The sequence below is a fragment of the Aminobacter sp. P9b genome (genome assembly GCF_045345995.1).
Taxonomy (GTDB): domain Bacteria; phylum Pseudomonadota; class Alphaproteobacteria; order Rhizobiales; family Rhizobiaceae; genus Aminobacter; species Aminobacter niigataensis.
The window spans coordinates 976,607-1,000,264 of sequence record NZ_CP150082.1 but is presented as its reverse complement, the minus strand read 5'-3'; the positions used below and the strand labels follow the sequence as shown (position 1 = coordinate 1,000,264).

At 66.1% G+C, this 23,658-nt stretch carries 21 protein-coding genes and 1 pseudogene; 13 read left to right on the top strand and 9 right to left on the bottom strand.

Features of this window, described 5'->3' with window-relative positions; all coding sequences use genetic code 11:
• The first annotated feature begins 157 nt into the window (after positions 1-157).
• The 13 genes from WHT83_RS04990 to WHT83_RS04930 all read left to right on the top strand — a co-directional run bounded on the left by WHT83_RS04990 (position 158) and on the right by WHT83_RS04930 (position 15,153).
• A complete protein-coding gene (locus WHT83_RS04990) occupies positions 158-661 on the top strand; it encodes an RNA polymerase sigma factor (RefSeq protein WP_406873142.1) in 504 nt (167 codons plus the stop codon).
• Positions 662-775: 114 nt separating this feature from the next.
• Positions 776-1,747 carry a FecR family protein gene (locus tag WHT83_RS04985; protein ID WP_406873141.1) on the top strand — a complete coding sequence of 324 codons (972 nt, stop codon included), beginning with the start codon at positions 776-778 and terminating at the stop codon, positions 1,745-1,747.
• A 128-nt stretch (positions 1,748-1,875) separates the two neighbouring features.
• Positions 1,876-4,179 carry a TonB-dependent receptor gene (locus tag WHT83_RS04980; protein ID WP_406873140.1) on the top strand — a complete coding sequence of 768 codons (2,304 nt, stop codon included), beginning with the start codon at positions 1,876-1,878 and terminating at the stop codon, positions 4,177-4,179.
• A gap of 67 nt (positions 4,180-4,246) precedes the next feature.
• On the top strand, positions 4,247-4,531 hold the full coding sequence (locus WHT83_RS04975) for a DUF2218 domain-containing protein (RefSeq protein WP_406873139.1): 285 nt from the start codon (positions 4,247-4,249) through the stop codon (positions 4,529-4,531).
• Between the two features lie 89 nt (positions 4,532-4,620).
• Positions 4,621-6,402, top strand: a complete 1,782-nt coding sequence (locus WHT83_RS04970; RefSeq protein ID WP_406873138.1) for an IucA/IucC family protein — start codon at positions 4,621-4,623, stop codon at positions 6,400-6,402.
• Positions 6,386-8,098, top strand: a complete 1,713-nt coding sequence (locus tag WHT83_RS04965) for an IucA/IucC family protein (RefSeq protein ID WP_406873137.1) — start codon at positions 6,386-6,388, stop codon at positions 8,096-8,098. The genes WHT83_RS04970 and WHT83_RS04965 overlap by 17 nt, the downstream gene beginning before the upstream one ends.
• Before the next feature lie 11 nt (positions 8,099-8,109).
• Positions 8,110-9,381: an AMP-binding protein gene (locus WHT83_RS04960; RefSeq protein ID WP_406873136.1), complete on the top strand. Its 1,272-nt coding sequence runs from the start codon at positions 8,110-8,112 to the stop codon at positions 9,379-9,381.
• Complete coding sequence (locus tag WHT83_RS04955; protein ID WP_406873135.1) at positions 9,378-10,679, top strand: DUF6005 family protein; 1,302 nt, start codon at positions 9,378-9,380, stop codon at positions 10,677-10,679. The genes WHT83_RS04960 and WHT83_RS04955 overlap by 4 nt, the downstream gene beginning before the upstream one ends.
• Entirely contained in the window at positions 10,676-11,521 is an 846-nt protein-coding gene (locus tag WHT83_RS04950; protein WP_406873134.1) for a sugar phosphate isomerase/epimerase family protein, read from the top strand. The genes WHT83_RS04955 and WHT83_RS04950 overlap by 4 nt, the downstream gene beginning before the upstream one ends.
• Before the next feature lie 72 nt (positions 11,522-11,593).
• Positions 11,594-12,499: a siderophore ABC transporter substrate-binding protein gene (locus WHT83_RS04945; protein ID WP_406873133.1), complete on the top strand. Its 906-nt coding sequence runs from the start codon at positions 11,594-11,596 to the stop codon at positions 12,497-12,499.
• Complete coding sequence (locus WHT83_RS04940; protein WP_406873132.1) at positions 12,499-13,464, top strand: ABC transporter permease; 966 nt, start codon at positions 12,499-12,501, stop codon at positions 13,462-13,464. Before WHT83_RS04945 ends, WHT83_RS04940 begins: the two co-directional genes overlap by 1 nt.
• Positions 13,457-14,398, top strand: coding sequence for an iron chelate uptake ABC transporter family permease subunit (locus tag WHT83_RS04935; RefSeq protein WP_406873131.1), 942 nt, complete (start codon positions 13,457-13,459; stop codon positions 14,396-14,398). Before WHT83_RS04940 ends, WHT83_RS04935 begins: the two co-directional genes overlap by 8 nt.
• On the top strand, positions 14,395-15,153 hold the full coding sequence (locus WHT83_RS04930) for an ABC transporter ATP-binding protein (RefSeq protein WP_406873130.1): 759 nt from the start codon (positions 14,395-14,397) through the stop codon (positions 15,151-15,153). Before WHT83_RS04935 ends, WHT83_RS04930 begins: the two co-directional genes overlap by 4 nt.
• Positions 15,154-15,217: 64 nt before the next feature.
• Here WHT83_RS04930 and WHT83_RS04925 read toward each other — a convergent pair whose 3' ends face one another.
• From WHT83_RS04925 to WHT83_RS04885, 9 genes and pseudogenes are all read right to left on the bottom strand, one after another.
• Positions 15,218-15,556 carry an aldehyde dehydrogenase family protein gene (locus WHT83_RS04925; protein WP_406873930.1) on the bottom strand — a complete coding sequence of 113 codons (339 nt, stop codon included), beginning with the start codon at positions 15,554-15,556 and terminating at the stop codon, positions 15,218-15,220.
• A 112-nt stretch (positions 15,557-15,668) separates the two neighbouring features.
• Positions 15,669-16,553 (bottom strand): annotated as a pseudogene (locus tag WHT83_RS04920) (aldehyde dehydrogenase family protein); the annotation flags it as partial.
• A 151-nt stretch (positions 16,554-16,704) separates the two neighbouring features.
• Positions 16,705-17,541, bottom strand: a complete 837-nt coding sequence (pcaD, locus tag WHT83_RS04915) for a 3-oxoadipate enol-lactonase (RefSeq protein ID WP_406873129.1) — start codon at positions 17,539-17,541, stop codon at positions 16,705-16,707.
• Positions 17,542-17,551: 10 nt separating this feature from the next.
• The gene (locus tag WHT83_RS04910) at positions 17,552-18,265 is read right to left on the bottom strand and encodes an ABC transporter ATP-binding protein (RefSeq protein ID WP_108605940.1); all 714 of its coding nucleotides are present in this window, start codon (positions 18,263-18,265) and stop codon (positions 17,552-17,554) included.
• Positions 18,262-19,020: an ABC transporter ATP-binding protein gene (locus tag WHT83_RS04905; RefSeq protein ID WP_108605941.1), complete on the bottom strand. Its 759-nt coding sequence runs from the start codon at positions 19,018-19,020 to the stop codon at positions 18,262-18,264. The genes WHT83_RS04910 and WHT83_RS04905 overlap by 4 nt, the downstream gene beginning before the upstream one ends.
• Positions 19,010-20,011, bottom strand: a complete 1,002-nt coding sequence (locus WHT83_RS04900) for a branched-chain amino acid ABC transporter permease (RefSeq protein WP_406873128.1) — start codon at positions 20,009-20,011, stop codon at positions 19,010-19,012. Before WHT83_RS04900 ends, WHT83_RS04905 begins: the two co-directional genes overlap by 11 nt.
• A 1-nt stretch (position 20,012) precedes the next feature.
• The gene (locus WHT83_RS04895; protein WP_108609603.1) at positions 20,013-20,885 is read right to left on the bottom strand and encodes a branched-chain amino acid ABC transporter permease; all 873 of its coding nucleotides are present in this window, start codon (positions 20,883-20,885) and stop codon (positions 20,013-20,015) included.
• Between the two features lie 50 nt (positions 20,886-20,935).
• Positions 20,936-22,150, bottom strand: coding sequence for an ABC transporter substrate-binding protein (locus WHT83_RS04890; RefSeq protein WP_108605943.1), 1,215 nt, complete (start codon positions 22,148-22,150; stop codon positions 20,936-20,938).
• A 122-nt stretch (positions 22,151-22,272) separates the two neighbouring features.
• On the bottom strand, positions 22,273-23,613 hold the full coding sequence (locus WHT83_RS04885) for an MFS transporter (protein WP_406873127.1): 1,341 nt from the start codon (positions 23,611-23,613) through the stop codon (positions 22,273-22,275).
• Positions 23,614-23,658: the final 45 nt, after the last annotated feature.

Sequence of the window (23,658 nt, the reverse complement as noted above, 5' to 3'; positions counted from 1 at the left end):
CATGATAAAAATAGGAAGGTTTTAATCCAGGCGTCCCGTTTCCCTAAGACATTGGGGTTGCACGACATTTTCTGAGCGCCTAGGGAGCCTGCGTTGCCGCCGTTTCCAAGGGGAATCGGCCTGCCAGCACGAACTGGTGTGAAGAAGAGTGAGCAAGATGGAACTCACCAGGCTACTTCAGAGCTTTGCCTCGCTGCGCCCCCGCATCGAGGCTTTGACGCGCGGCAGTGTCGGCTGCAGCGCGACCGCGGAAGACATCCTCCAGGACACCTGGATCAGGCTGTCCAATGTCCGGCATGACGATTCCATCGACAATCACGCCGCCTTCGCCATGCGGGCTGCCAAGAACGCGGCCATCGGTCATTTCCGCAAGCAGCAGCGGCGCAACGAGATCGACGCCGAGGTCAACGACCTGTTGTGGCAATCGGTCGACGAGATTTCGCCTGAGCGGATCGTGATGGGCCGCGACATGCTGCGCGCCGTCGACGCGGCATTGCAGGACATGCCCGAACGGAGCCGGCGCATTTTCCTGATGAACCGGATCAATGGCGTTTCCCACCGCGAGATCGCGCGCCAGATCGGCATCAGCGAAGAGGCCGTCTATTACCACATCCGGCGTGTGGTCGAGCGCCTGGCCGAGCTTCGCGACAGCCAGGGTTAGTCCTGCGCCAACATTTATTTTGCCATGACGCTTAGGCGTGGTGCCGTCTCGCGTGTCTATGATAGCAAGATGGTTGGGGTGCCCGTAGCAAACGGGCACGTGCGCGTGACTGGCATGGGCAAAGGGCAAGAACGATCCGAGATCGACCGAGGCGTCGCACTTGATGCGCGTGACTGGATCGTTCGGCTGACCGCCGGCAATCTCAGCCGGCAGGAGCTCGACCGTTTCCACGCCTGGCGCGCGCAGTCGCCGGAACATGCGCAGGCATTCGCCCGCGAAAAGGAATTCTGGCAATTGCTGCAAGGCGTGAACGACGGCAACCCGCCTGCCGCGCCGGTTGCGACGCCGAAGCTGCGCCGACCCGTCAACCGACGCTCGTTCCTTGTCGGCGGCGCGCTTGCCGCCTCGGTGGCAGCTGTCGCCGCGCCGCGTGTCATCACATGGATGCGCTCGGACTTTGCCACCAGTTCGGGCGAGCAGGCAACGACCACCCTGCCCGACGGCTCGACGATGTTCCTCAACACCAACAGTTCCGTTGCCGTCGATTTCCAGCCTGGCCGACGCCTGGTGAGCCTGCTCGCCGGCGAGGCGGAATTCGCCGTCAAGCCGGCCGCAGGCGTGCCGTTCAGCGTCTCGGCGCTTGGCGGCAGCAGCGACGCGAATGGCGGTGCCTATGCCGTGCGCTCGATCGCCGGCGAGGTCACGGTCACCGTATCGACGGGAACCGTTTCGGTGACCGGCGGAGATGCCGGCGCTGCCGCCAACTTGGTGTCGCTCGCCCCCGGACAGCAGACCCGCTACCTGAGCGGCGGCGCACCCAAGCCGGCTTCGGATGTCGACCTCGACACAGAGCTCGCCTGGCGCACCGGCCGCGTGGTGTTCGACGCCCGGCCGTTCAGCAGTGCCGTCGCCGAGCTTGGCCGCTACGTTTCAGAGCGGCTGGTGGTCACCACCCATGCGCATGATGCGAGCCCGATCACCGCCGTGTTCCTGACACGCGACGCCCATGCGGCGATCGAAGCCCTGGCGCATACCCAGGGACTTACGGTGCGCCGGGTGCCGGGCGTCGTCATCGTCATTTCCTGACCCTGACGAACTCGCGCCAACTTATTTCAGAAAAATTGCAGACAGCTCTTTAGGCGGCGGGCCCCGTCGCGCGTCACACCATCGAAGGCGCTCGGTGGATGGGTGCGCCACGCTTTTTGGGGACCAGCATGACGGGCAAGAGCAACAGGGATTTTGGCAGCGCGGCGTCGGGGCGCCTGCTGAGGCGGCTTCTGGTGGGAACGGCGCTGGGCGCAGGCATGCTGGTGACAGCCGCACCATACGCTCCCGCCCATGCGCAGTCGGCGCAGATGCACGACATCAACCTGCCGGCACAGCCGCTGGCGCAGTCGCTGAAGCAGCTTGCCGCGCAGACCGGCCTGCAGATCGCATTCGGCACCGCCGACATCGGCTCGGCCCGCGCGCCCTCAGTCTCAGGCAACATCTCGGCCGAACAGGCGCTCGGCAGCGTGCTTTCCGGCAGCGGCCTGAACTACCGCTTCACAGGCCCCAACACGGTGTCGATCCAGTCGGCGGCGGCAAGCGCTTCGACAGGTGGCCTCAACGTCGCGGCCAACGGCGCGGTCGTCTTGAACACGATCGACGTCAACGCCCAGGGCGGCGAAGGCGGGGTCAACAACGTCCAGATCACGGCGCAAGACCTGGCGCGGAAGAACCCGGTCGACCTGCAGGAAGTGTTTGCCGACGAGCCGAAGGTTGCCGTCGGCAGCTCCCTGCCGATGTCGCAGAAGGTCTATGTCCAGGGTATCGAGGAGACCAATCTCGCGGTGACCGTCGATGGCGCGCGGCAGAACAACAAGGTGTTCCACCACAACGCGACCAACCTGATTGATCCATCGCTGCTCAAGGCCGTCAGCGTCGACGCCGGCGTTGCACCGGCCGATGCCGGACCAGGCGCGCTCGGCGGCGCGATCGCCTACGAGACCAAGGACGCGCGCGATCTGCTCGAGCCGGGCAAGAGCATCGGCGGGCTCGTCACCGGAACCTACGACTTCAACAGCAAGACCTCCACGGTAGGCCTGTCGGCCTATGGCATGGAAGGCGGCTTCGAATATTTCGGCTACCTGAACTTTGCCAAGGGCGACAACTTCACCGCCGGCAATGGCAGCGTCATCGACGGCACCAGCGCCAACCTGCTGAGCGGCCTCGGCAAGGTTGCCTACCAAGCGGAAAGCGGCCATCGCTTCGAGCTGAGCCACGAGCAGCTGCGCGACGACGCTCCGCGGCCGTTCCGTGCGAACATGGGCAAGCTCGTTCCCCCAAAACCCTGGGAACCAGATATTCGCGACTACACGCTCGACCGCAGCAGCACCGTCTTCACCTATACCGATGAGTCGCCCGAGGGCTGGTGGGATCCGAAAGTGGTGATCGCCTATACGAGCGCTCAGGTGGAGACGCTCATCTACCCGAGACCAGTAGCGCCGAGCACCGAGTCGGATACCTATGCCGGTGTCGGCAAGACCGAGAGCTTCAACGGCAAGGCGGAAAATCGTTTCGCGCTCGACATGGGCAGCATCACCGCCGGCTTCGATTTCTACAAGGACACTGCCGATCTCGACGACAAGTTCGAACCCGGTACAGAGCATGCCAGCAATGTCGGCCTCTACGCCCAGGCTCGGCTGGAGCCATGGGAGCGGACTCGGCTTTCCTTTGGCGCGCGTGGCGACAACCAGTGGTTCGAGGGGGTCACCGGCGAGAAGTGGAGCAATGCCGGACTGAGCGGCAACATCTCCGGCGAATACGACCTCGTGCCCGATTTCCTGACCGCCAAGGCAGGCTATTCGCATGTCTGGGCCGGCGTGCCGCTGGCGGAAAACTTCAACTTCAATCCGAACTGGGACTATGGCGCCGGGCCGAAGCCGGTAACCTCGGACAACTTCACGGCCGGACTGGTCGCCACCTATCAGGGCTTCACGCTCGAGGGCGGCATTTTCCGCACAGACATCTACGACGCCCGCGCCGCCCTCTACAAGACCACGGCCATCGAGGCCCATGATGTCCGTTCCCAGGGCTTCACGCTCGGCGCCGGCTACGACTGGGGTTCGGGCCACGCCAGCGTCAAATACGTCAACATCGACGTCACCATCGATGGCGACCCGGCGGATTCCTACCTCGGCAACTACCTGGTGACGCCAGTCGGCCAGATCTTCACACTGGCGGCAATGCACCGTTTCGACGACTGGGGCGTGACGGTCGGCGGCGACGTCGAGATCGCCCTCGATTACGACAAGGTGCCAGCCGGATCGAAGCAGATCGAGGGGCACGAGGTGGTCAGCGTCTTCGTCGAGTACCAGCCGCCATCGAAACCGAACCTGACTTTCCGCGGCGAGGTGAAGAACCTGTTCGACGAGGACTACGCCAGCAGGGCGACCTATGGCCAGGAATTCGGCGACGTCAAACCGCTGCTGGAGCCGGGCCGGTCGTTCCGCCTGAGCGCAACCGCAAAGTTCTGAACCAGGTGGCCACGGGCCTTGTCCGTGGCACCCCGGTTGAAATCAACGACGGACAGGGAACGAAACCATGGTTCAATCGTCGGGCACGTTCGAAACCGAACATGGCGCCAAGTACCTGACCCAGCTGTGCAAGCACTTCGCCCACAAGATCGAGGTGTCCCATGGCGATGGGCATGGCGAATGCCATTTCCCGTTCGGCCATGCGGTTCTGGAAGCCGACGGCACCGCGCTGACGATCCGGCTGGACGCGTCCGACGCCGACCAGCTGGCGCGAACCAAGGCAGTCATCGACGACCATCTCGCCCGCTTCGCCTTCCGCGAACCCGAGCGTGCCATCCAGTGGAACGCCTGAGGCCAGCCAGCCTTCGTTCTCCGATAAAATCCGTCAGATACCTAGCTGCTGCAAGGCATTCGGTCGGTCCAACCACATGGTGACGACAGATGAAGCCCACGCCGCGGCAGGTTGCCGAACACGCGACATTCCAGAATTTCGCGAACTGCTATGTCCGTGAAATCTCGCCCGGCAGGGTGAGCCAGCACCGGAGCGGCGCGGAGGATCCCGTCGACTGCATCGAGTGGGTTCTGGCAGCCCAGCAACTCGTGCTGCGCGCCGAGTTGGCGTCGCATTCCCGGTGCGGGCCGCACCGTTTCGGGCAGGCCTGGGTCCGCCGGGCGGCCGACGCCGGCTGGCGCCACAGCGAACCGTTCGCCGCACTGCAGCTGCTGCTTCACGAAGCCTACAGGCAATTGCACGACGAACGCAGCGACGCGATGCGCGGCTGCGAACTCGAACTGCTTGGCCGGGCGCTGCAAAGCTACCAACAGACGCTGCGCTACATCGAAGCACATCATGCCAACGCGGACGACGACAGCTTCATCGCCGCCGAACAGTCGCTGGTGTTCGGCCACTCGCTGCACCCGACGCCGAAGAGCCGGCAAGGCATGACTTCGTGGCAGGAGCCGAGCTATGCGCCCGAACTGCACGGCAGGTTCCAGCTCGTCTACTTCGCCGCGGATGCCTCTATCGTCAGCCACAAGTCGGCAGCCGCCGAGACCGCGCCGGAGATTATCGCGTCGCTGGCTGGCCCCGAGGGGCTCGAAACGCGGCCCGGCGAGATGCTGCTGCCGATGCACCCGCTGCAGGCCGAAGCGCTGCTGCTCGATGTCGGCGTCCGCGAACTGCAGGCAGCCGGCAAGCTGAGACTGGTCGGTCCCGCCGGCCCGGCTTTCACGGCCACGTCTTCGGTCCGCACGGTCTACAATCAAGACCTGCCATGGATGCTCAAATTCTCGCTGCCGGTCCGCATCACCAATTCGCTCAGGGTCAACAGCCGCAAGGAACTGGAGGCTGGAGTTGCCATGGCCAAGCTGCTCAAGCGCACGGGCATCGGCAGCGAAGATGGCCGCTTCAAGGTGATCGCCGACCCGGCCTACATCACGCTCGACCTGCCCAGTCGCAGCGAAAGCGGCTTCGAGGTGATCCTGCGCGAAAACCCGTTCGTCGCCTGCAAGGGACGCGGCAAGATCACCATCGCCGCACTCACCGCCGAGCCGCTGCCGGGCGAACAGTCGCGGCTGGAGCGGATCATCAGGGCTTTGTGCCTGCGCGACGGGACGCATCCGGAGCTGGTCTGCAAACACTGGTTCCAGCGCTATCTCGACTGCGCGCTCGACCCGCTGGTTTGCCTCTACGACGACTTCGGCCTGGCGCTCGAGGCGCACCAGCAGAACAGCCTGCTCGACGTCAGCCAGGGCTATCCCAGTGCCAGCTACTATCGCGACAACCAGGGCTTCTACCTCTCCAAGCGCTATCGCGCCCGCTTCAGCCTGCATGTGCCTGAAGCGGCCGAGATCGCCTCGCTCTATTATGACGACCGCGACATCCAGGATCGCCTTGCCTACTACCTGATCGTCAACCAGATCTTCTCGGTCGTCGCCCGCATGGGACATGACGGCCTGATCGACGAGGAGGTCCTGCTGCGCTTGCTGCGGGACCGGCTGGAGGTGTTGTCGCGGACGACCAGCGCGGTCGGGCGCGAATTCGTCCGCGGCGTGCTCGACCGCCCGACCGTGGCCTTCAAAGCCAACCTGATGACCCGGCTGTTCGACGTCGACGAGTTGCAGACCAGCAACGAGCGCTCGCTTTACGCCCGCCAGCCCAACCCGCTCTTCGCCGCCATAACCGGCCTCTACCACGGAGATGGCAGTGCCCTTGCCTCTTGACCTGCCAGGCCGCCCCGACGAGCGCGTCGTCAGGCAACTGGTCGAGGCCGTGCTGTTCGAAGAGCTTGTCGCGGCAACGATTGCCGACGACGGCGACCAGCTTGCCTTCTCATGGTCGCATGAGGGCAAGCGCTTTCGCTGCGCCGGCGTTGAAGGTGCGTTCAGCCGCATCCGGATCGCGCCGGGTTCTGTCGAGAGCGAAGATAGCGATGGCACCTGGCGCCCGGCTGCGCTGGACGAATTGGTCGCCAGCTTGCCGGCATCCGCAGACGACAAGTGCCGGCTGCTCGGCGAGCTGCAGAGCACGCTCGCCCACTGCAGCTGGAACGACCGCAACCTGCGGCACGGCTCGCGCCGCGATCTCGGCTTCGCCGCGCTCGAGAGCGCGCTGCACGAAGGCCATGCGTACCATCCCTGCTTCAAGGCGCGGACGGGTTTCAGCGAAAGCGACCACCGCGACTTCGGCCCCGAAGAGGGTAGCAGCTTTCAGCTCGCCTGGCTGCTGGTGCGGCGCGAAGAGGTAAGCCAGCGCCTGCCAGCAGACGAAGCCGCCTTCTGGACCGCCGAGCTCGGCGCAGAAGGCTTTGCCCAGATCGATCGGCGGCGGGCGGAGCTTGGCCTGAGCTGGGACGAGTTCGCGCTGGTGCCGCTGCATCCGTGGCAGTGGACGGCGCTCAAGGACACGCTGCTTGTGCCTTGGCTGACAGACGAAACGGCCCGTTTCGTCGGCACCGTGGGCGACCGTTACACGGCGAGCCAGTCGATCCGAACGCTGCTCAATGCGGATCGACCCGATGCGGCGAACGTCAAGCTGTCGATGAACATGAGCAACTCGTCGTCGCTGCGGACGATCGAGCCGCATTCTGTGTGCACCGCACCGGTGATTTCGCGCTGGCTTGGCACCGTCGTTGCCGGCGATCCGCTGTTTGCGACGACCTACCCGCTGACCGTGCTCGACGAATATGCCGGCATCATCGCCGGCCGCGACGGGCCGCTCGCCGGCCAGCTTGCCGCGATCTGGCGCCGCAGCGTCACCTCGGTACTGGCTGAAGGCGAACAGGCGGTGCCGTTCAACGCGCTGATGGCGATCGAGCACGACGGCAAGCCGTTCATCGACGAGTGGGTCCGCCGCCACGGCTTCCGTGCCTGGCTCGGGCAGCTGCTGCAGGTCGCCATCCTGCCGGTGTGGCACCTGCTGGTCGGGCACGGCATCGCCACCGAAGCACACGGCCAGAACATGGTGCTCGTCCACCGCGACGGCTGGCCGGTGAGGCTGGTGCTGCGCGACTTCCACGACAGCGTCGAATACGTGCCCCACTTCCTGCGCGACCCCGGCAAGGTGCCCGATTTCATGGCGCTCGACGCGGCCTACCGGGAAGCGCAGCCCGATCAGTACTACTGGATGGAAGACGTCGAGACTCTCGGCGAACTGGTGACGGACGCGCTGTTCATCTTCAACCTCGCCGAGATTTCGCACCTGCTGCAGACCCATTACGGGCTGCGCGAAGCCGACTTCTGGAAAACGGTCCGGCAGATGCTGGCCGACTATGCCGCCGTCCACGACCTCGGCGCGCGCCAGGCCCAGCTTGGCCTCGCCCGTCCCGAGATCGCCGCCGAAGCCCTGCTTGCCAGCAAGCTCAACACCGGCCGTTCGAGCCATTTCGTGACCAACACCCTTTCCACCCCCGACGCCTGAAGGGAAAATCGATGCTCCAGATCGACGACAGGTATTACGACCGACAGAAGTTCGAGCAGATGGTGGCGCGGAGCGCCGACCAGGCCGGACTCAAGGCGCGCGCGCGTTACGCCGTCTGCTTCAGCGATACAGCCGGCTGGCTGGCGCTGTTCTTCGCCATCCGCAACATCGGCGCCAGCGTCTTCCCGATCCATCCGGCAACGCCGCACGCCGCGGCGCGCCGGCTGGCCGTCGCCGCAGGCTGCCATGCGCTGTACTTCAACAGTCTCGAAGCAGAGACGCTGTCGACCGAGATCGAGCCGGCTTCGCAGGGCCAGTTGCTGCAGATGAGCTCCGGCACCACAGGCGCACCGAAATGCATCGCCCGCGGCTGGGCCGATATCGATGCGGAGGTGGCGAGCTATGTCGCGACGTTCCGACAGTCCGACGAGATGACGCCGCTCATCGCCTGCCCGACGACGCATTCCTACGGGCTGATCTGCGGCATACTGGTGGCGCTCAAGCGCGGCCGCACGCCGATCATCGTCGATACCGGCAATCCGAAATACCTGCTGCGGACGTTGCGCGACATCGAGCGGCCATTGCTCTACTCGTCGCCTGCAGTGCTGCACACGCTGGCGCGCCTGATGCCCGAAGGCGAGAAGCTGCATGCGGCGATGACATCGGGCACGGTGCTGCCCGAGCCATGGTTCGCGCGCGTCCGGGCTCGGACGACGCATCTGTTCCAGCAATATGGCTGCTCTGAAACCGGCTGCATCGCGGTCAATCCCGACGTCACCGACGCCGCCGACATGGGCTTCGTGCTGCCGCATCACAGCGTCGCCTGCAGCAACAGCGCGGTGGCACCGTCCGAAGTGATCGTCAGCGGCCCCAACGGCGAGGTCGCCACCCGCGACCTCGGCTACTACAGGCCTGATGGCATGCTGGTGTTCGTCTCCCGGCTCGACGACACCATCAACGTTTCCGGCCTCAACGTCTATCCCAGGGAAGTCGAGGACGTGGTGATGTCGATGCCCGCCGTCACCGACGCCGTCGCCTTCCGCAAAGCGGACACGCTGGCCGGCGAGCGGGTCGGCCTGCTGTTCAGCGCCAGCGAAAGGCTGGACGGCCCAGCCGTGCGGCAATGGTGCGCCCAAAACCTCGCCAGCCACCAGCTGCCGATGGAAATCGTCCAGGTCGATGCGATCCCGCGCCAGGCCAACGGCAAGGTCAGCCGCCGCGAGGTGGCGGCGCAGCATGCCGCGGGACAGTTCACGGCATTGGCCAGGGAGGTCGCGGCATGAACACCGAACAGGTCGTCGAAGCGATCGGCACCGTGCTGCGCGATCACATGAACCATGCCCATCTCGACCGTTTCAGCCCCGAGGCGCGGCTCAACGAAGACCTTTATCTCGACTCGGTGCTGATCCTCGAGATCTTCCTCAGCCTGGAACTGGAATTCGGCCTGCCCGCGCCGGAGGAGGCGATCAACCGCCAGGACATCGAGACGGTGCGGGAACTGGCGCAGCTGTTCACCGGCGAGGCCAGTGTCCCTGCCGCGCGTCCCGAGCCGGCCGGCGAGGGCGTGCACGGCGAGGACTATATCGACATCAAGGTGCACTGCGTCGTCAGCAGCGTCTGCGACGCGCTGAAACGCTCGGGGATCGACCAGCGGCCGTTCTATTTCAGCGTCTGGGACGCCGGCTTCGCCATCACCGAGCGCTGGCAGCTCGCCTATCACGACAAGTCGATCAACCACGACTTCTTCCGCGTCTGGTATGAGCGGATCTACGGCGTGACCATGCATGAATGGTACGACCCGGCGCGGTCGAAGGACCAGAACATCGTCGTCATGCTCGACCTGCTCGAGCGCAAGCGCGACAGCGAATACCTGATGGTGATGCTCGACCTGTTCCACCTGCCGGAGCGGGAGAACAAGTTCAACCAGAACCCGTTCCCGCACTATCTGATGATCGAGAAGACCGACGATCCGAAGATCTGGCAGGTCAACGATCCCGACTTCCGCTGGGAAGGCCAGATCGCCCGCGACAAGGTCATCCACGCCATCCGCCAGCCGACCGTCGGCGGCGGCTACATCTTCGACCGGCTGGAGGCGCAGAAACCCGCCGCCGCCGACCTGCGCGACTTCTTCCTCGCCTGCTACCGGCCCGACCACAATCCGCTGGTCGACGGCGTGCGTCGCATCGTTACCGCCCATCTCGAAGGCCGAGACGGGGCGGAGCTCGCCGATCTCGGCGCAGCACTTCGCGAGGTGCCCGTCATCTCGATTCGCAAATACGCCTACGAGCACGGCTTCGCCTTCTTCTGGCGCGAGATGAAGCTCGCCAATGCCGACTTCGACCACTGGTGCGACGAGATCGAGCGGGTGATCCAGGACTTCAAGGCGCTGCACTATGCCGTCATGAAGCTGGCCCAGACCGGCGACCGCAGCCTGGCCGACGACGTCTTCCGTCGGCTCGACACGCTGGACGGGCTCGAAAGGCGGATCAAGGCCAGGCTGGGTGAGGCCTTCGAGGCATGGTGCGCCATGAAAGGCATCCCCGACACCATACCCACCGAACTGCTGGGAGCAGCCGAATGAAGATCTCGCTCTGCACCATCACCTTTCGCCATCACCTCGCCTCGCTCGAGGACATCGCCAGGTGGGCCCGCGCCAACGACTTCCAGGGCATCGAGCTGTGGGGCGTGCATGCGCGCAACCTTGCCTACCAGCCGCATCGCGACGCCGACTGGCTCGCCGAGCTCGGGCTCTATGTGCCGATGGTCAGCGACTACCTGCCGCTCGACGGCGATGGCGAGGCGCTGCGAAAGAAGACCGTCGACCTGTGCCGCCTCGCCCGGCACTGGCGGGCCGGCAAGATCCGCACCTTTGCCGGCAGCCGCGGCAGCCGCGACACGCCCGCCGACGTCAGGCGCATCATCACCGCACGACTGCGCGAAATGTCGGAGATCGCGGCCGATTTCGACCTCGACCTGCTGGCCGAAACGCATCCGGGCACGCTTGCGGACTGCGGCTCGTCGACGCTCCGGCTGGTTGCCGAGGTCGACCACCCGGCATTCAAGCTCAATTTCGACACGCTGCATGTCTGGGAGGGCGGGGACGACCCGGTCGCCGCCCATGCCGCGATGCGGCCGCACATCCGCCACTACCACCTCAAGAACGTGCGCTCGCGCGCGGACCTCCGGGTGTTCGAACCAGCCAATGTCTATGCCGCCGCCGGAAGCCGCGAAGGCATGACGCCGCTGTTCGACGGCAAGGTCGACTATCAGCGCTTCCTCGGCCAGCTGCGCGACGACCCGGCGGTCGAAGCCTCGCTCGAATGGTTCGGCAACGATTGCTTCAATGTGCTGCGCAGCGACCGGCAAGCAATAAAGCGCCTCAGAAGTCGGGATAACGTCTTGTTGCGCACCGGCAGCTTCTGATATGTGCCAAAGAAGAGTATTCTGCGAAGGTTTTATGAACCCGACGCCGACGGCACAGGACGGAGACACGAGATGAAGTATGTTCGGCTGCTGGCCAACCTTGCAGCTGCGCTGGCGATCGCCACCGCACCTGCCATGGCCGTGGAAATCACCACCGCGACCGGTCAGAAGACCATCGACAAGGTGCCGGCCAAGGTCGCCGTCTACGACATTGCCGCGATCGACACCCTGACCCGACTCGGCGTCCAGCCGGCAGGCGTCCCCGACAAGCTGTTCGTGCCCGAACTGGCCGATGTCGCCAATGGCGCCACGGTCGTCGGCACGCTGTTCGAGCCGGATCTCGAGGCATTGAACGCGCTTGCGCCCGATCTGGTGATCGTCGGCGGCCGTTCGTCGACGCAGGTCGAGGCGACGTCGCGCGTTGCGCCGACCATCGACATGACCATGGCTGGCGACGATCTCGTGGCCCAGGCCAAGGCGCGCCTCGCCGCCTATGGCGACCTCTTCGCCAAGCCCGACGAGGCCGCCGCCGCCGCCAAGGAGCTGGACGCCGCCGTCGAAGCCGCCAGGCAGGCCGTCAAGGGCAAAGGCAAGGCGCTGATCCTGATGACCAACGGCCCGAAGATCACCGCCTACGGCCCGGGTTCGCGCTTCGGCTGGGTGCACAAGACGCTCGACCTCGAGCCGGCCGTCGCCGATGTCGAGACGGCGACCCATGGCGAGGCGATCTCGTTCGAATTCATCAGCAAGGCCAACCCGGACTGGCTGCTCGTGCTCGACCGCGCCGCGGCCATCGGCTCGGGCGACCAGGGCGCCAAGGCCACGCTCGACAACGAACTGGTGGCGCAGACGACCGCCTGGAAGAAGGGGCAGGTGATCTTCCTGCCGTCGCCCGACTTCTACATCGCCGCTGGCGGCGTGCAGTCGACGCACCGCGTGCTCTCGACCATCGAACAAGCTTTCGCCAAGGCGAAGTGATGGCCGCGGCAGTGCCCAACGCCCGGCTGGTGGTCGCCACCAGCCTCGTCGGGCTGTTTGCGCTGAGCCTGTGCATCGGCGTCGACGACCTGTCGCTGGACAGGATCGCAACCGGTGCCGGGGCGCTGGAACTTCTGCTCGTCAGCCGCCTGCCGAGGACGGTGGCGGTGGTGCTTACCGGCGCGGGCCTGGCCATTGCCGGGCTCGTGCTGCAGATACTGGTTCGCAACCGTTTCGTCGAACCCATCACCACCGGCACGGGCCAGAGTGCCGCCCTCGGCGTGCTCGCGGTGACGCTGCTGTTTCCGACCGCCTCGATCGGGGCGAAGACCCTCGCGGCGAGTGCGACCGCGCTTGCCGGCACGTCGATCTTCCTTGGCATCGCCCACCGGCTGCCGCCGACGCAGCCATTCCTCATCCCGCTGTTCGGCCTCGTCTATGGCGGCGTCATCGGGGCGGCGGTGACCTTCATCGCCTGGCAGACCGACCTGCTGCAGTATGTCGACGTCTGGACCAACGGCGAATTCTCCGGCGTGCTGCGTGGCCGCTACGAGCTCTTGTGGATTACCGCCGCCATGGTGGCGCTGGCCTGGTGGGTGGCCGACCGGCTGACCATCGCCTCGATGGGCCGCGAGGTCAGCGTCGGGCTTGGGCTCAACTACCAGCGCATCGTGCAGCTCGGCCTCGTCATGGTGGCAGTGATTTCGTCGCTCGCCGTCGTGGTCGTCGGCATGATCCCATTTGTCGGGCTGGTGGTGCCGAACCTCGTGTCCCGCCTGATGGGCGACAATTTGAAAAGCGCCCTGCCCTGGGTGGCGGTTACCGGCGCAACGCTGCTGCTGGCCTGCGACATCGTCGGCCGCGTCATCCGCTACCCCTACGAAATTCCCGTCGGCACCGTGCTAGGTGTCGTCGGCTCGGGGCTGTTCCTGTGGATCCTGTTCGGGCGGGCGCAACGTGCCTGACAAACGGCTTCTGATCCTCGCCGCCGTGGCGCTGGCCGTGGCGGCCGCCTTCATGACCGTCGGCTTGCGCGGCAATATCGGCTTTGCGCTCGAACTGCGCGCGGTGCGCCTGCTGACGCTGATACAGGTCGGCGTGGCCATCGCGATCTCGACAGTAGTGTTCCAGACGGTGACGGCGAACCGGGTGCTGACGCCGCAGATCATGGGGCTCGACGCGCTCTACCTGTTCGGCCAGATGGCGCTGGTGCTGACGCTCGGCAGCGTCGGCTATGTCGCGCTCGACCCGCGGCTGAAATTCGCCGGCGAGTCGGTGCTGATGATGGCGATGGCGCTGATGCTGTTCCTGCCGATGCTGCGGCGGCGCTTCGACATCGGGCTACTGCTTCTCACCGGCGTGGTGCTCGGCGTGCTGTTCCGCAGCCTCGCCATGCTGATGGCGCGGGTAATCGACCCGAACGAATTCGCCGTCGTCCAGGGTTCGAGCTTCGCCGATTTCAACACCGTGCGACCGGATCTGGTCGCCGTCGGCCTGATCGTGACACTTATAGCCGGCGCCATCATCTGGCGGCTGCGCCACATGCTCGACATCGTCGCGCTTGGCGCCGACAGCGCCACCGGCCTCGGCGTCGACTGGACCCGGGCGCTCGCCGGTCTGCTGCTGCTGGTCGCAGCGCTTGTGGCGGTATCGACGGCGCTGGTCGGGCCGGTGACCTTCTTCGGGCTTCTGGTCGTGGCGCTTGCCGAGCGCATCATCGACAGCCGACGCCACCGCCTGCTGCTGCCGGCGGCGATGCTGACTGCCATCATCGTGCTGCTCGGCGGCCAGATGGTGCTGCAGCACGTGCTTGGGGGTGCGGCGACACTCGGCGTCGTCATCGAATTCGTGGGGGGCCTCGTGTTCCTGGCCATGCTGATCACAACGAGCAAGCGATGATCGAGATCAAGAATATTTCGCTGCGCCTCGGCGACACGCAGATCCTGCAAGATGTGTCGCTGACCATGCCCAAGGGCGGGCTGACGGCACTGGTCGGGCCGAATGGCGCCGGCAAGTCGAGCCTGCTGTCGCTCATCGCCCGGCTGCAGCCGCTGCAAAGCGGGTCCATCTCCGTTGACGGCCTGCCGGTGGACACGACGCCGAGCCGCCGACTGGCGAAGACGCTCGCCATCCTGCGCCAGGACCCCGCCGTGGCGAGCCGGCTCAGGGTGCGTGAACTGGTCGGCTTCGGCCGCTTTCCGCACCAGCGCGGCCGCATCGACGACAACGACCTGAGGCTGATCGAGGCGGCGTTGCAGCAATTCGGCCTGACCGACCTTGCCGACCGCTTCCTCGACCATCTCTCGGGTGGCCAGCGCCAGCGTGCCATGGTCGCCATGGCCTTCTGCCAGGGCACCGACTACATGCTGCTCGACGAACCGCTGAACAATCTCGACATGCTGTTTGCCCGCCAGCTGATGCGCGACCTGCGCGCCGCCGCCGACAAGGACAAGCGCACGGTCATCGTTGTTCTGCACGACATCAACCACGCCGCCGTCTATGCCGACCGCATCGTGGCAATGAAGGCCGGGCGCATCGTCGCCGACGGCGCCCCGGCCGAGGTGCTGCAGCCCGACGTGCTGGCCCAGGTCTTCGGCTATGACATGGACGTCATCGACGTCGGCGGCGCACCGCTGGTGCTGCACCACCGCTAGCTAGGGTTACCGCGTTACGGGATGGAAGGCGCCGACGAGCGGCCCCTTCCATCCCTACGTTGATTCAGAACGGATAGGCCGGCGGCGTGTTGCGGATGGTCAGCCACTGCCACTGGGTGAACTCGTCGATGTTGCTGGGACCGCCGATGCTGGTGCCGTTGCCCGACGCACCGACGCCGCCGAACGGGTTGATCACCTCGTCGTTGACCGTCTGGTCGTTGATGTGCAGCAGGCCGGCGCGCAGCCTGTCGCCGATGGCCATGGCGCGGCCGATGTTGGGCGAGATCACTGCCGCGGACAGACCGTATTCGGTGCGGTTGGCGAGTTCCACCGCCTCGTCGTCGCCGCTGAAGGAGGTGATGCAGGCGACCGGGCCAAAGATCTCCTCCTCGAAGGCAGCCATGCCAGGCTTGACACCGGCGAGCACGGACGGCGCTGTAGAACAGCTTGTCATAGCTACCGCCTGCCATCAGTCGGGCACCCTGATCGACCGTGGTTTTCACCACCCGGTCGATGTGATCGAGTTGAGCCTTGTTGATGATGGGGCCGAGCGCGACGTTGTCCGTCGCCGGATTGCCGACAGGCAGGCTCTTCGCCTTCCGTGCCAGCGCCTCGGTGAAAGCCTCCAGGATCGGCGCCTCGACCAGGATGCGGCCGGACGACATGCAGATCTGGCCCTGGTGCAACCAGGCACCCCAGGCGGCATTCTTCACCGCCAGCTCGAGGTCCGCGTCCTTGAGGATGACCAGCGTGTTCTTGCCGCCGAGTTCGAGCGACACCTTCTTGAGATGCCGGCTGGCATTCTCGCCGACGATACGGCCGGCCTTGGTCGAACCGGTGAACTGGATCATCGCGATGTTCGGATCGGCAACCAGCGCGGCACCCGCGTCGCCGGCGCCCGGCAGCACGTGGATGAGGCCTTCCGGCAGGCCGGCCTTTTCGAACAGCGTGGCAAAGACCAGCCCGCCGCAGACCGCCGTGCGCGGATCTGGCTTGAGCACAACCGCATTGCCCACGGCGAGCGCCGGCGCGACGGCCCGCATGGCGAGATAGAGCGGGAAGTTGAACGGCGAGATGACGCCGACGACGCCGAGCGGACGGCGGCGGGCGAGGTTCATCCGGCCGGCTTCCGACGGCAGCACGAGACCTTGCGGCTGCGAGGCGAGTGCGGCGGCTTCGTTCAGCGCCTTGATGCTGAGTTGCGTCTCGAACTCCGCCTTGCCGCGCGCCGAACCGCTCTCGCGGATCAGCCATTCGACCACGTCGCTGAAATGCAGCTCGAGCATGCCGGCGGCCTTGCGGATGACCGCCGCCCTGGTGTCGTAGCTTGCCGCGGCCCAATCCTTCTGGGCTTTCGCCGCGGTTTCCGACGCCTGCGCGACGTCTGCCGGGGATGCCATGCCGATGCGGCCAAGCACGGAACCTGTCGCAGGTTCGATGATGTCGGCGGCTTGCGTCGTGCGCTTCCAGCCGCCCGAATAAATGGTCCCGTCGAGATGGTCGCCGCGGATCAACTTCAGCTCCTGGGAAGAGACTGCCGTGTTCATCTTGTCACTCCTGGTATGCGGCCACTCGGCCGCCCTGTTCGGCGACGTGGAGCCGCCGTCCTTGGAAAAGAAACTCGCGAAGCAGACTGGCCACTTCGACCGGACGCTCAATGCACGGCAGATGACCGGCACCCGCAATCGTGCGGAAAGCCGCTGCGGGTATTCGCCGCGCCGTGTCGGCGACCAACTCAGGCGGGGTAGAAAGATCCTCGGCGCCGGCGATGACCAGCGTCGGGGCGGAGATGCCGCCGATCGTCTCGGTCAGGTCTGCATCGCGCAACGCCCTGCAGGTGTCGGCGTAGCCGGCGGCCGGCGTGCGCTCCAGCATGCGCTGCCATCCGGCAAAGGCGTCGGGCTCGCCGTTGCGGAAGCCGGGCGAAAACCAGCGCTCCATGATCTGGTCGCCGATTGCCGCCACGCCCTGCTGCAACACCGCGTCGATGCGGACGTTCCATGCGTCCAGCGAGCCGATCCTGGCCGCCGTGTCCATCAATACCAGCCTGCTCACCCGCGCCGGCGCGCGCACCGCGAGTTGCATGGAGATCAACCCGCCAACAGACAGGCCGCAGACGGCCGCGCTATCCCATCCGACGTGGTCGAGCAGGCTGACAAGGTCGTTCGCATGATCGGCGATGCCGCCGGGAGCCGGCGACACTTCGCTCAGCCCGTGGCCGCGCTTGTCATAGAACAGCAGGTCGAAATCGGCGCCGAGTTCATCGGCGACATCGTCCCAGATCGTGATGTCCGACCCGAGCGAATTGACAAAGACGATCCTCGCTCCGCCGCGGCGGCCGATACGGCGATAATGAAGGACGATGCCGTTGGTTCTGGCGAAGGACATGATGCGCGCCCTAGTGCAGGCCGAGATGGCGTTCGAGAAGCTCGGGCTGCGCCAGCAGATCGGCGGGCGTGCCGTCGAACTCGATGCCGCCCTTCGACATCACGACCATGCGGTCGGCGACCTTCGACAGGTTCTTGATGTCCTTGTCGACGACGATAGTGGCGATGCCTTCGCCGCGTATGACGGCGAGCGTCTTCCAGATCTCGTCCGCCACCAGCGGCGCCAACCCCTCCGTCGCCTCGTCGATGAGAACGATCTCCGGATTGGTCATCAGCGCCCTGCCGATGGTCAGCATCTGCTGCTCGCCACCGGAAAGCTGGTGGCCGCCATTGCCGCGGCGCTGGGCGAGCCGCGGAAACACCGACAGCACGCGGTCCAGCGTCCAGCCGCGCTTGCCGTCGCGGCCGGCGCGGGACGCCATGGTGAGGTTCTCGATCACCGTGAGCGAGCCGAAGACCCCGCGCCCCTCGGGCACGAGGGCGACGCCCGCCTGCGAAATGGTCTCCGGCTTCTTGCCGCGGATCGAGCTGCCGTTCAGGTCGATGGTTCCCTGGACGCGCGGCACCAGCCCCATCAGCGAGCGCAGCAAGGTCGTCTTGCCCATGCCGTTGCGGCCGATGAGCGCCACCTGTTCGCCGGGCTTCACGGCCAGGCTTACGCCGTGAAGGATCTGGCTCGGCCCGTAAAAACTCTCCAGCCGATCGACTGTCAGGAGCATGTTCATGCGACTTCCTCCGCTTCTCCGAGATAGGCGGCGCGCACCACCGGGTCGCGCCTGACGGCCTCGACCGTGCCCGAGGCGATGACCTTGCCGTCGGCCATGACGGTGAGCCGGTCGGCGATGGCGAAAACCGCGTCCATGTCGTGCTCGACCAAGAGAACGCCCCTGCCCGCCTTCAGCGATGCGATCAGTCCCGTCATCCGGCGCGCCTCGGCGTGCCCCATGCCGGCAAGCGGTTCGTCGAGCAGCACCAGCCGGGGCGCGGTCGCCAGCACCATGGCGACCTCGAGCTGCCGCTGCTCGCCATGGCTCATCGATCGAGCCGGGGTGTCGGCGCGACCTTCGAGACCAACCTCGGCAAGCGCTGCAAGGGCCGCTTCACTTACGGCGGCACGGCGCTTGCCGTCACAGCGCATGGCAAGGGCGCCGGGCCGTGTCGCCTGGGCAGCCAGCCGGGCGTTGTCGAACACAGTACGCTCGGGAAAGATCGTGGTCTTCTGGTATGAGCGGCCGATGCCGCCCTGGCAGCGCTGGTTCGGACCGCTTGCGGTGACGTCGCGGCCGTCGAGCAGGATGGCGCCGTCGGTCGGCCTCAGGTCTCCCGACAGCAGGTTGATGAGCGTCGACTTGCCGGCGCCGTTGGGGCCGATGACGGCATGGATTTCGCCTTCCCGGACACTAAGGGAAACGTCCGAGCAGGCGGCAAGCCCGCCGAAGCGCTTGCCGAGGCCACGGGCTTCGAGGATGTCAGCCGACATTGTTCGCCTCCTTCAGCTTGAGCGCAGGCGTGCTGGCGCGCCTGCCGAAGCCGGCCAGCCGCGCAAGGTCCTGCAGGCCGCCGGGCGCAACCAGAACAAGCGCGATGACGATCAGCCCGTAGACCAGCTTCCAATCGTCGATGAAATATTTCAGCACCTCCTCGAGCCCGGTCACGACGAAGGCACCGGCGAGCGGCCCGGCGACCCGGCGCGTGCCGCCGAGCACCACCATCACCAGGGCGGTGGCGGAGAGATGCCAGCCGAGCATCTGCGGCGCGACGAAGCCGAACTGGGCGGCCGAGAGATAGCCGGCAAGACCCGCCAGCGCTGCGGACAGCACGAAGGCAATGAGCCGGACGCGGAACACCGGGATGCCGAGCGCAAGCGCCCGCCGCTCGTTGTCGCGCGCTGCCGTCAGCGCATCGCCGAACGGCGTCGACAGCAGGTGCCGGATGAACCACCAGCAACCGGCAGTCATCAGCAAGGCCACCAAGTAGAAGGTCACCGGATTGTCGAGGTCGAGGAGGATCGTCTCGCCGAACGCCAGCACCGGTTTCACATAGAGGAAGAGACCATCCGAGCCGCCGCCGATCGGCGTGTCATGGAACAGGAAGAACAGCATCTCGCCGAAGGCGAGCGTGACCATGATGAAATAGACGCCGCGCGTCCTCAGCGACAGCACGCCGATGACCAGCGCCACGAGCACGGTGACGCCAACGGCAAGCGGAAGCGTCAGCAGCAGCGACGGCGCGTCATATTCGGGTGCCGCCAGCACGAGGACATAGCCGGCCAGGCCGAAGAACGCGGCGTGGCAGAGGCTGACGAGACCGCCGAAGCCGACGGCGAGGTTCAGCGCCATGGCCAACGTGCCGAGGATCAGCACCTTGGCCGCGAACTGGACGTAGTAGTCGGGGACCAGCGCCGGAAGCATCGCCGCCGCAACAACGGCTGCAAGCAGCGCCAGATGGGTACGTGAAGACAGGGGGTGCATCTCAAACCTCCCGCTTGCCGAGGATGCCGGTGGGGCGAACCACCAGGACCACGGCCATCAGTACGTAGACGAGGATTCCGGCCAGCTCCGGCATGAACACCTTGCCGAAGGTGTCGATCAGGCCGATCAGCAGCGCGCCGATGGCTGCGCCCGGCACCGAGCCGATGCCGCCCAGAACCACCACGACGAAGGACAGGATGAGCATGCCGTCACCCATGCCGGGATAGACGGTGGAAATCGGCGCGATCACCGCACCGGCGAGTGCGGCGAGCGCAATGCCGACGGCAAAGACGTAGCGGTTGACGCTGTCGAACGGGATGCCGAGCGCACGGGTCATTTCGCGGTTCTCCGCCCCGGCCCGCACCACCATCCCGATCCTGGTGCGGCGGATGACCAGGAAGATGGCCACCGCGACACCAAGGCAAAGCAGGCTGACGGCGAGCCGGTAGACGGGATAGTTCAGCACGTCGGTCAGCGGCAGCGAACCCGAGAGCCATTCCGGCAGCGGCACCGACTGCACGTCGCGGCCGAACACCATCTGGCGCAGTTCGTCGACGACGAGGATCAGGCCGAAGCTGAGCAGCACCTGCGAGAGATGATCGCGGCCGTAGAGCCTGCGGATGAACACGCTCTCCAGTGCCAGTCCGATGACGAAGCTGATGGCGAAGGCACCAACGATGCCGACGGCGAAATTACCGGTCGCCACTGTCAGCCACCAGGCGAGATAGGCGCCCAGCATGTAGAACACGCCGTGCGCGAGATTGATCACTCCGAGGATGCCGAAAACCAGGGTCAGGCCGCTCGCGACGAGAAAGAGCACGAGCCCATACTGGACGGCATTGAGGAGCTGGATGGCAAAAGTGCCGATATCCATGACGGTCTCCATGTCCGAAGGAGGCAAGCGGGCGCAGTTGCGCCCGCCGTTCAGGCCATGCGGCAGCCGCGAGCGGGGTCCTGCACCGCCTCGCCGGCGACCGACACCAACGCGTTGCGCCCGTCGCGGACCTCGCGGAGGTAGATGTTCTGGATCGGATTGTGCGCGGCCGAGAAGCTCAGCGGCCCGCGCGGGCTGTCGATCCGGGCACCTGCCATGGCACCGAACAGCGCCTCGCGCGCCGAAGCGTCGCCGCCGGTAGCCGCAAGGCCCGCCTCCAGCAGCGCCGCCGCGTCAAAGCCCTGGACGGCATAGATGTCGCCTGCCTCGCCGGTCTTGACCTGGAAGGCGGACAGGAAGGACTTGTTGGCCGGAATGTCGAGATCGTCGGCATAATGCAGCGTAGTGCGGATGCCGGTGGCGGCGTCGCCCTGCGCCTTCAGCGTGCCGTCGGTCAGGAAGCCGGTGCCGTAGAGCGGGATCTTGCCCTTAAGGCCCGCAGCGGCATAGTCGGTGACGAATTTCACCGCCCCGCCGCCGGCGAAGAAGGCGAACACCGCGTCGGGCTTGAGCGTGGCGATGCGCGTGATCAGCGCCTGGAACTCCACTTCCGGGAAGGGCACCGTCAGCGCGTCGACGACCGTGCCGCCTGCCGCCTCGAAACCTTCGGTGAAGGCACCGACCATCTGCTGGCCGGCGGTGTAGCGCCAGGTGATGGTCACGACATTGCGGTGGCCGTCGTCGTGGACGACCTTGCCCATCGGATGCGCCGGCTGCCAGTTGGAGAATGAGGTGCGGAAGATGTTTTGCGCGCAGAGCGGGCCGGTGGCCTCGTCGGCGCCGGCATTCGGGATGATCAGAGGCACGCCGGTGTCGCGCGCCACCTTCACCATCGCCATGGCGACGCCGGAATGCACGGTGCCTATGACGACGTCAGCCTTGTCGCGGCTGACCAGCCTGTTCATGTTGTCGGTCGCGGTCTCGGGCTTGGACTCGTCGTCGAGGCGGATGAACTCCACCTTGCGGCCGCCGAGCATGCCCGACTTCTGCTCGACATAGAGGCTGAAGCCGTTTTCGATGAACTGCCCGAGCTTGGCGTAGGTGCCGCTGAAGGGCAGCATCAGCCCGACCTTGAGCGGCGCGCCCTGGGCGATTGCCGGCTTGGGGAATCCGAGGGCCAGGCCCGCGGCTCCGGCTGCGGTTGCGCCGAGAAAATTCCTGCGCGTCATGGCGATGGTCTGCGTCGTCGGCTTGAACTTGGTCATGTCGTACTCCTCCGTTTTGTTTTTCATTGGACAGTCGTCGTGCGGGGCCTCCCCCTCGCATCAGCCTCGGCCGCTATCCGACGTGGGGACCGGGTCGCGCCCGAGCCCCACGGCGGTATGGTTCAATGGCCTCCGGCAAAGGCCTCGGCCGGTGCCTGCCGGCGCGTGCGCACCAGCACGACAGCGACAGCCGCAAGGATCAGCGGCACGGCAAGACCGGCGAAGTAGCCGCTGGTTCCTCCGGCCTGAAGCAGCCAGCCACCCGCCGCCGAGCCGACGATGGCGCCGGTGCGGCCGATGCCGATCGCCCAGCCGGTACCGGTGGCGCGCAGCTCGGTCGGATAGGTGCTGGAGATGAGGTAGTTCAGCGCGATCTGCTGGCCGCCGATGCCGAAGCCGGCTGCGGCGACGAGCGCAAAGACCAGGGTCCAGTTGGTGTTCACCAGGGCCAACCCGGCGCAGACCGCGATGCCGATCATGAACATCGCCGTCAGCGTGCGGCGGATGTCGATGCGCGGCAGGAAGATCGACAGCGGAATGGCGAAGACGATGAAGGCGGCGTTGACGATGACCGTTCCCAGCGCGGCGGTCGGCTGGTCGAGCCCCATGCCGGTCAACACCGTCGGCAGCCACAGCAGGAACATGAACCAGGCGATCCAGTTGAACAGATAGATGGCCCAGATCGCTATGGTGCTGGTGCGGTACTCCGGCGTGAACAGCGCGCTGACCGAGCCCTTGCCGGCCGCAGGCGGCACGACGAAGGTCGTGTCATCGGCAATCGGCTTGCCGGCGATGCGGGCGACGAGACTGCGAGCCCGGGAGATGTCTTCGGGCCGGCCGCGCGAGGCGAGGAACTGGGCCGATTCCGGCAGGAACGCCAGGCAGATCAGCAGCACGACGAGCGGTATCGCCCCGCCCACGATGTAGATGCCCTGCCAGCCGATGACGGGCATCCAGCCGGCGGCGAGCACGCCGCCGACCATGGCGCCGGCCGGCAGGCCCAGGAGCACGCCGGTGAGCACCGCACCGCGCAGGCGCGACGGGCTGTATTCCGCGGCCATCGCCAGCAGGACCGGTGTCGCACCGCCCATGCCGAGGCCGGTCAGGAAGCGCAGCGCCACGATCTGGGTCGGCGACTGGGCAAACGCGATGGCCAGCGAAAAGACGCCGAACAGCACGATCGAACCCAGGATGGCAACGCGGCGGCCGATGCGATCGCCGATCATGCCGAGGCCCATGGCGCCAAGCGCCATGCCCAGCGTGCCGGAAATGAAGATGTAGGTCATGTCGCCGGGCGACATGCCGAAGGCCTTGGCGATGGCAGGCCCCGTATAGGCGATGGCCTGGGTGTCGAAACCGTCAAGCAGCGCGACGAGAAAGCACAGGAAGAAAACCCGCAGCTGCAGGCCACTCACAGGCCGCTCGTCGAGCAGCTGCCGAATGTCCAGTCTAGAATTGAGCACGTGTATTTCTCCTGTAGGAAGTCGATCGGCCGGCAACGCCGGCCT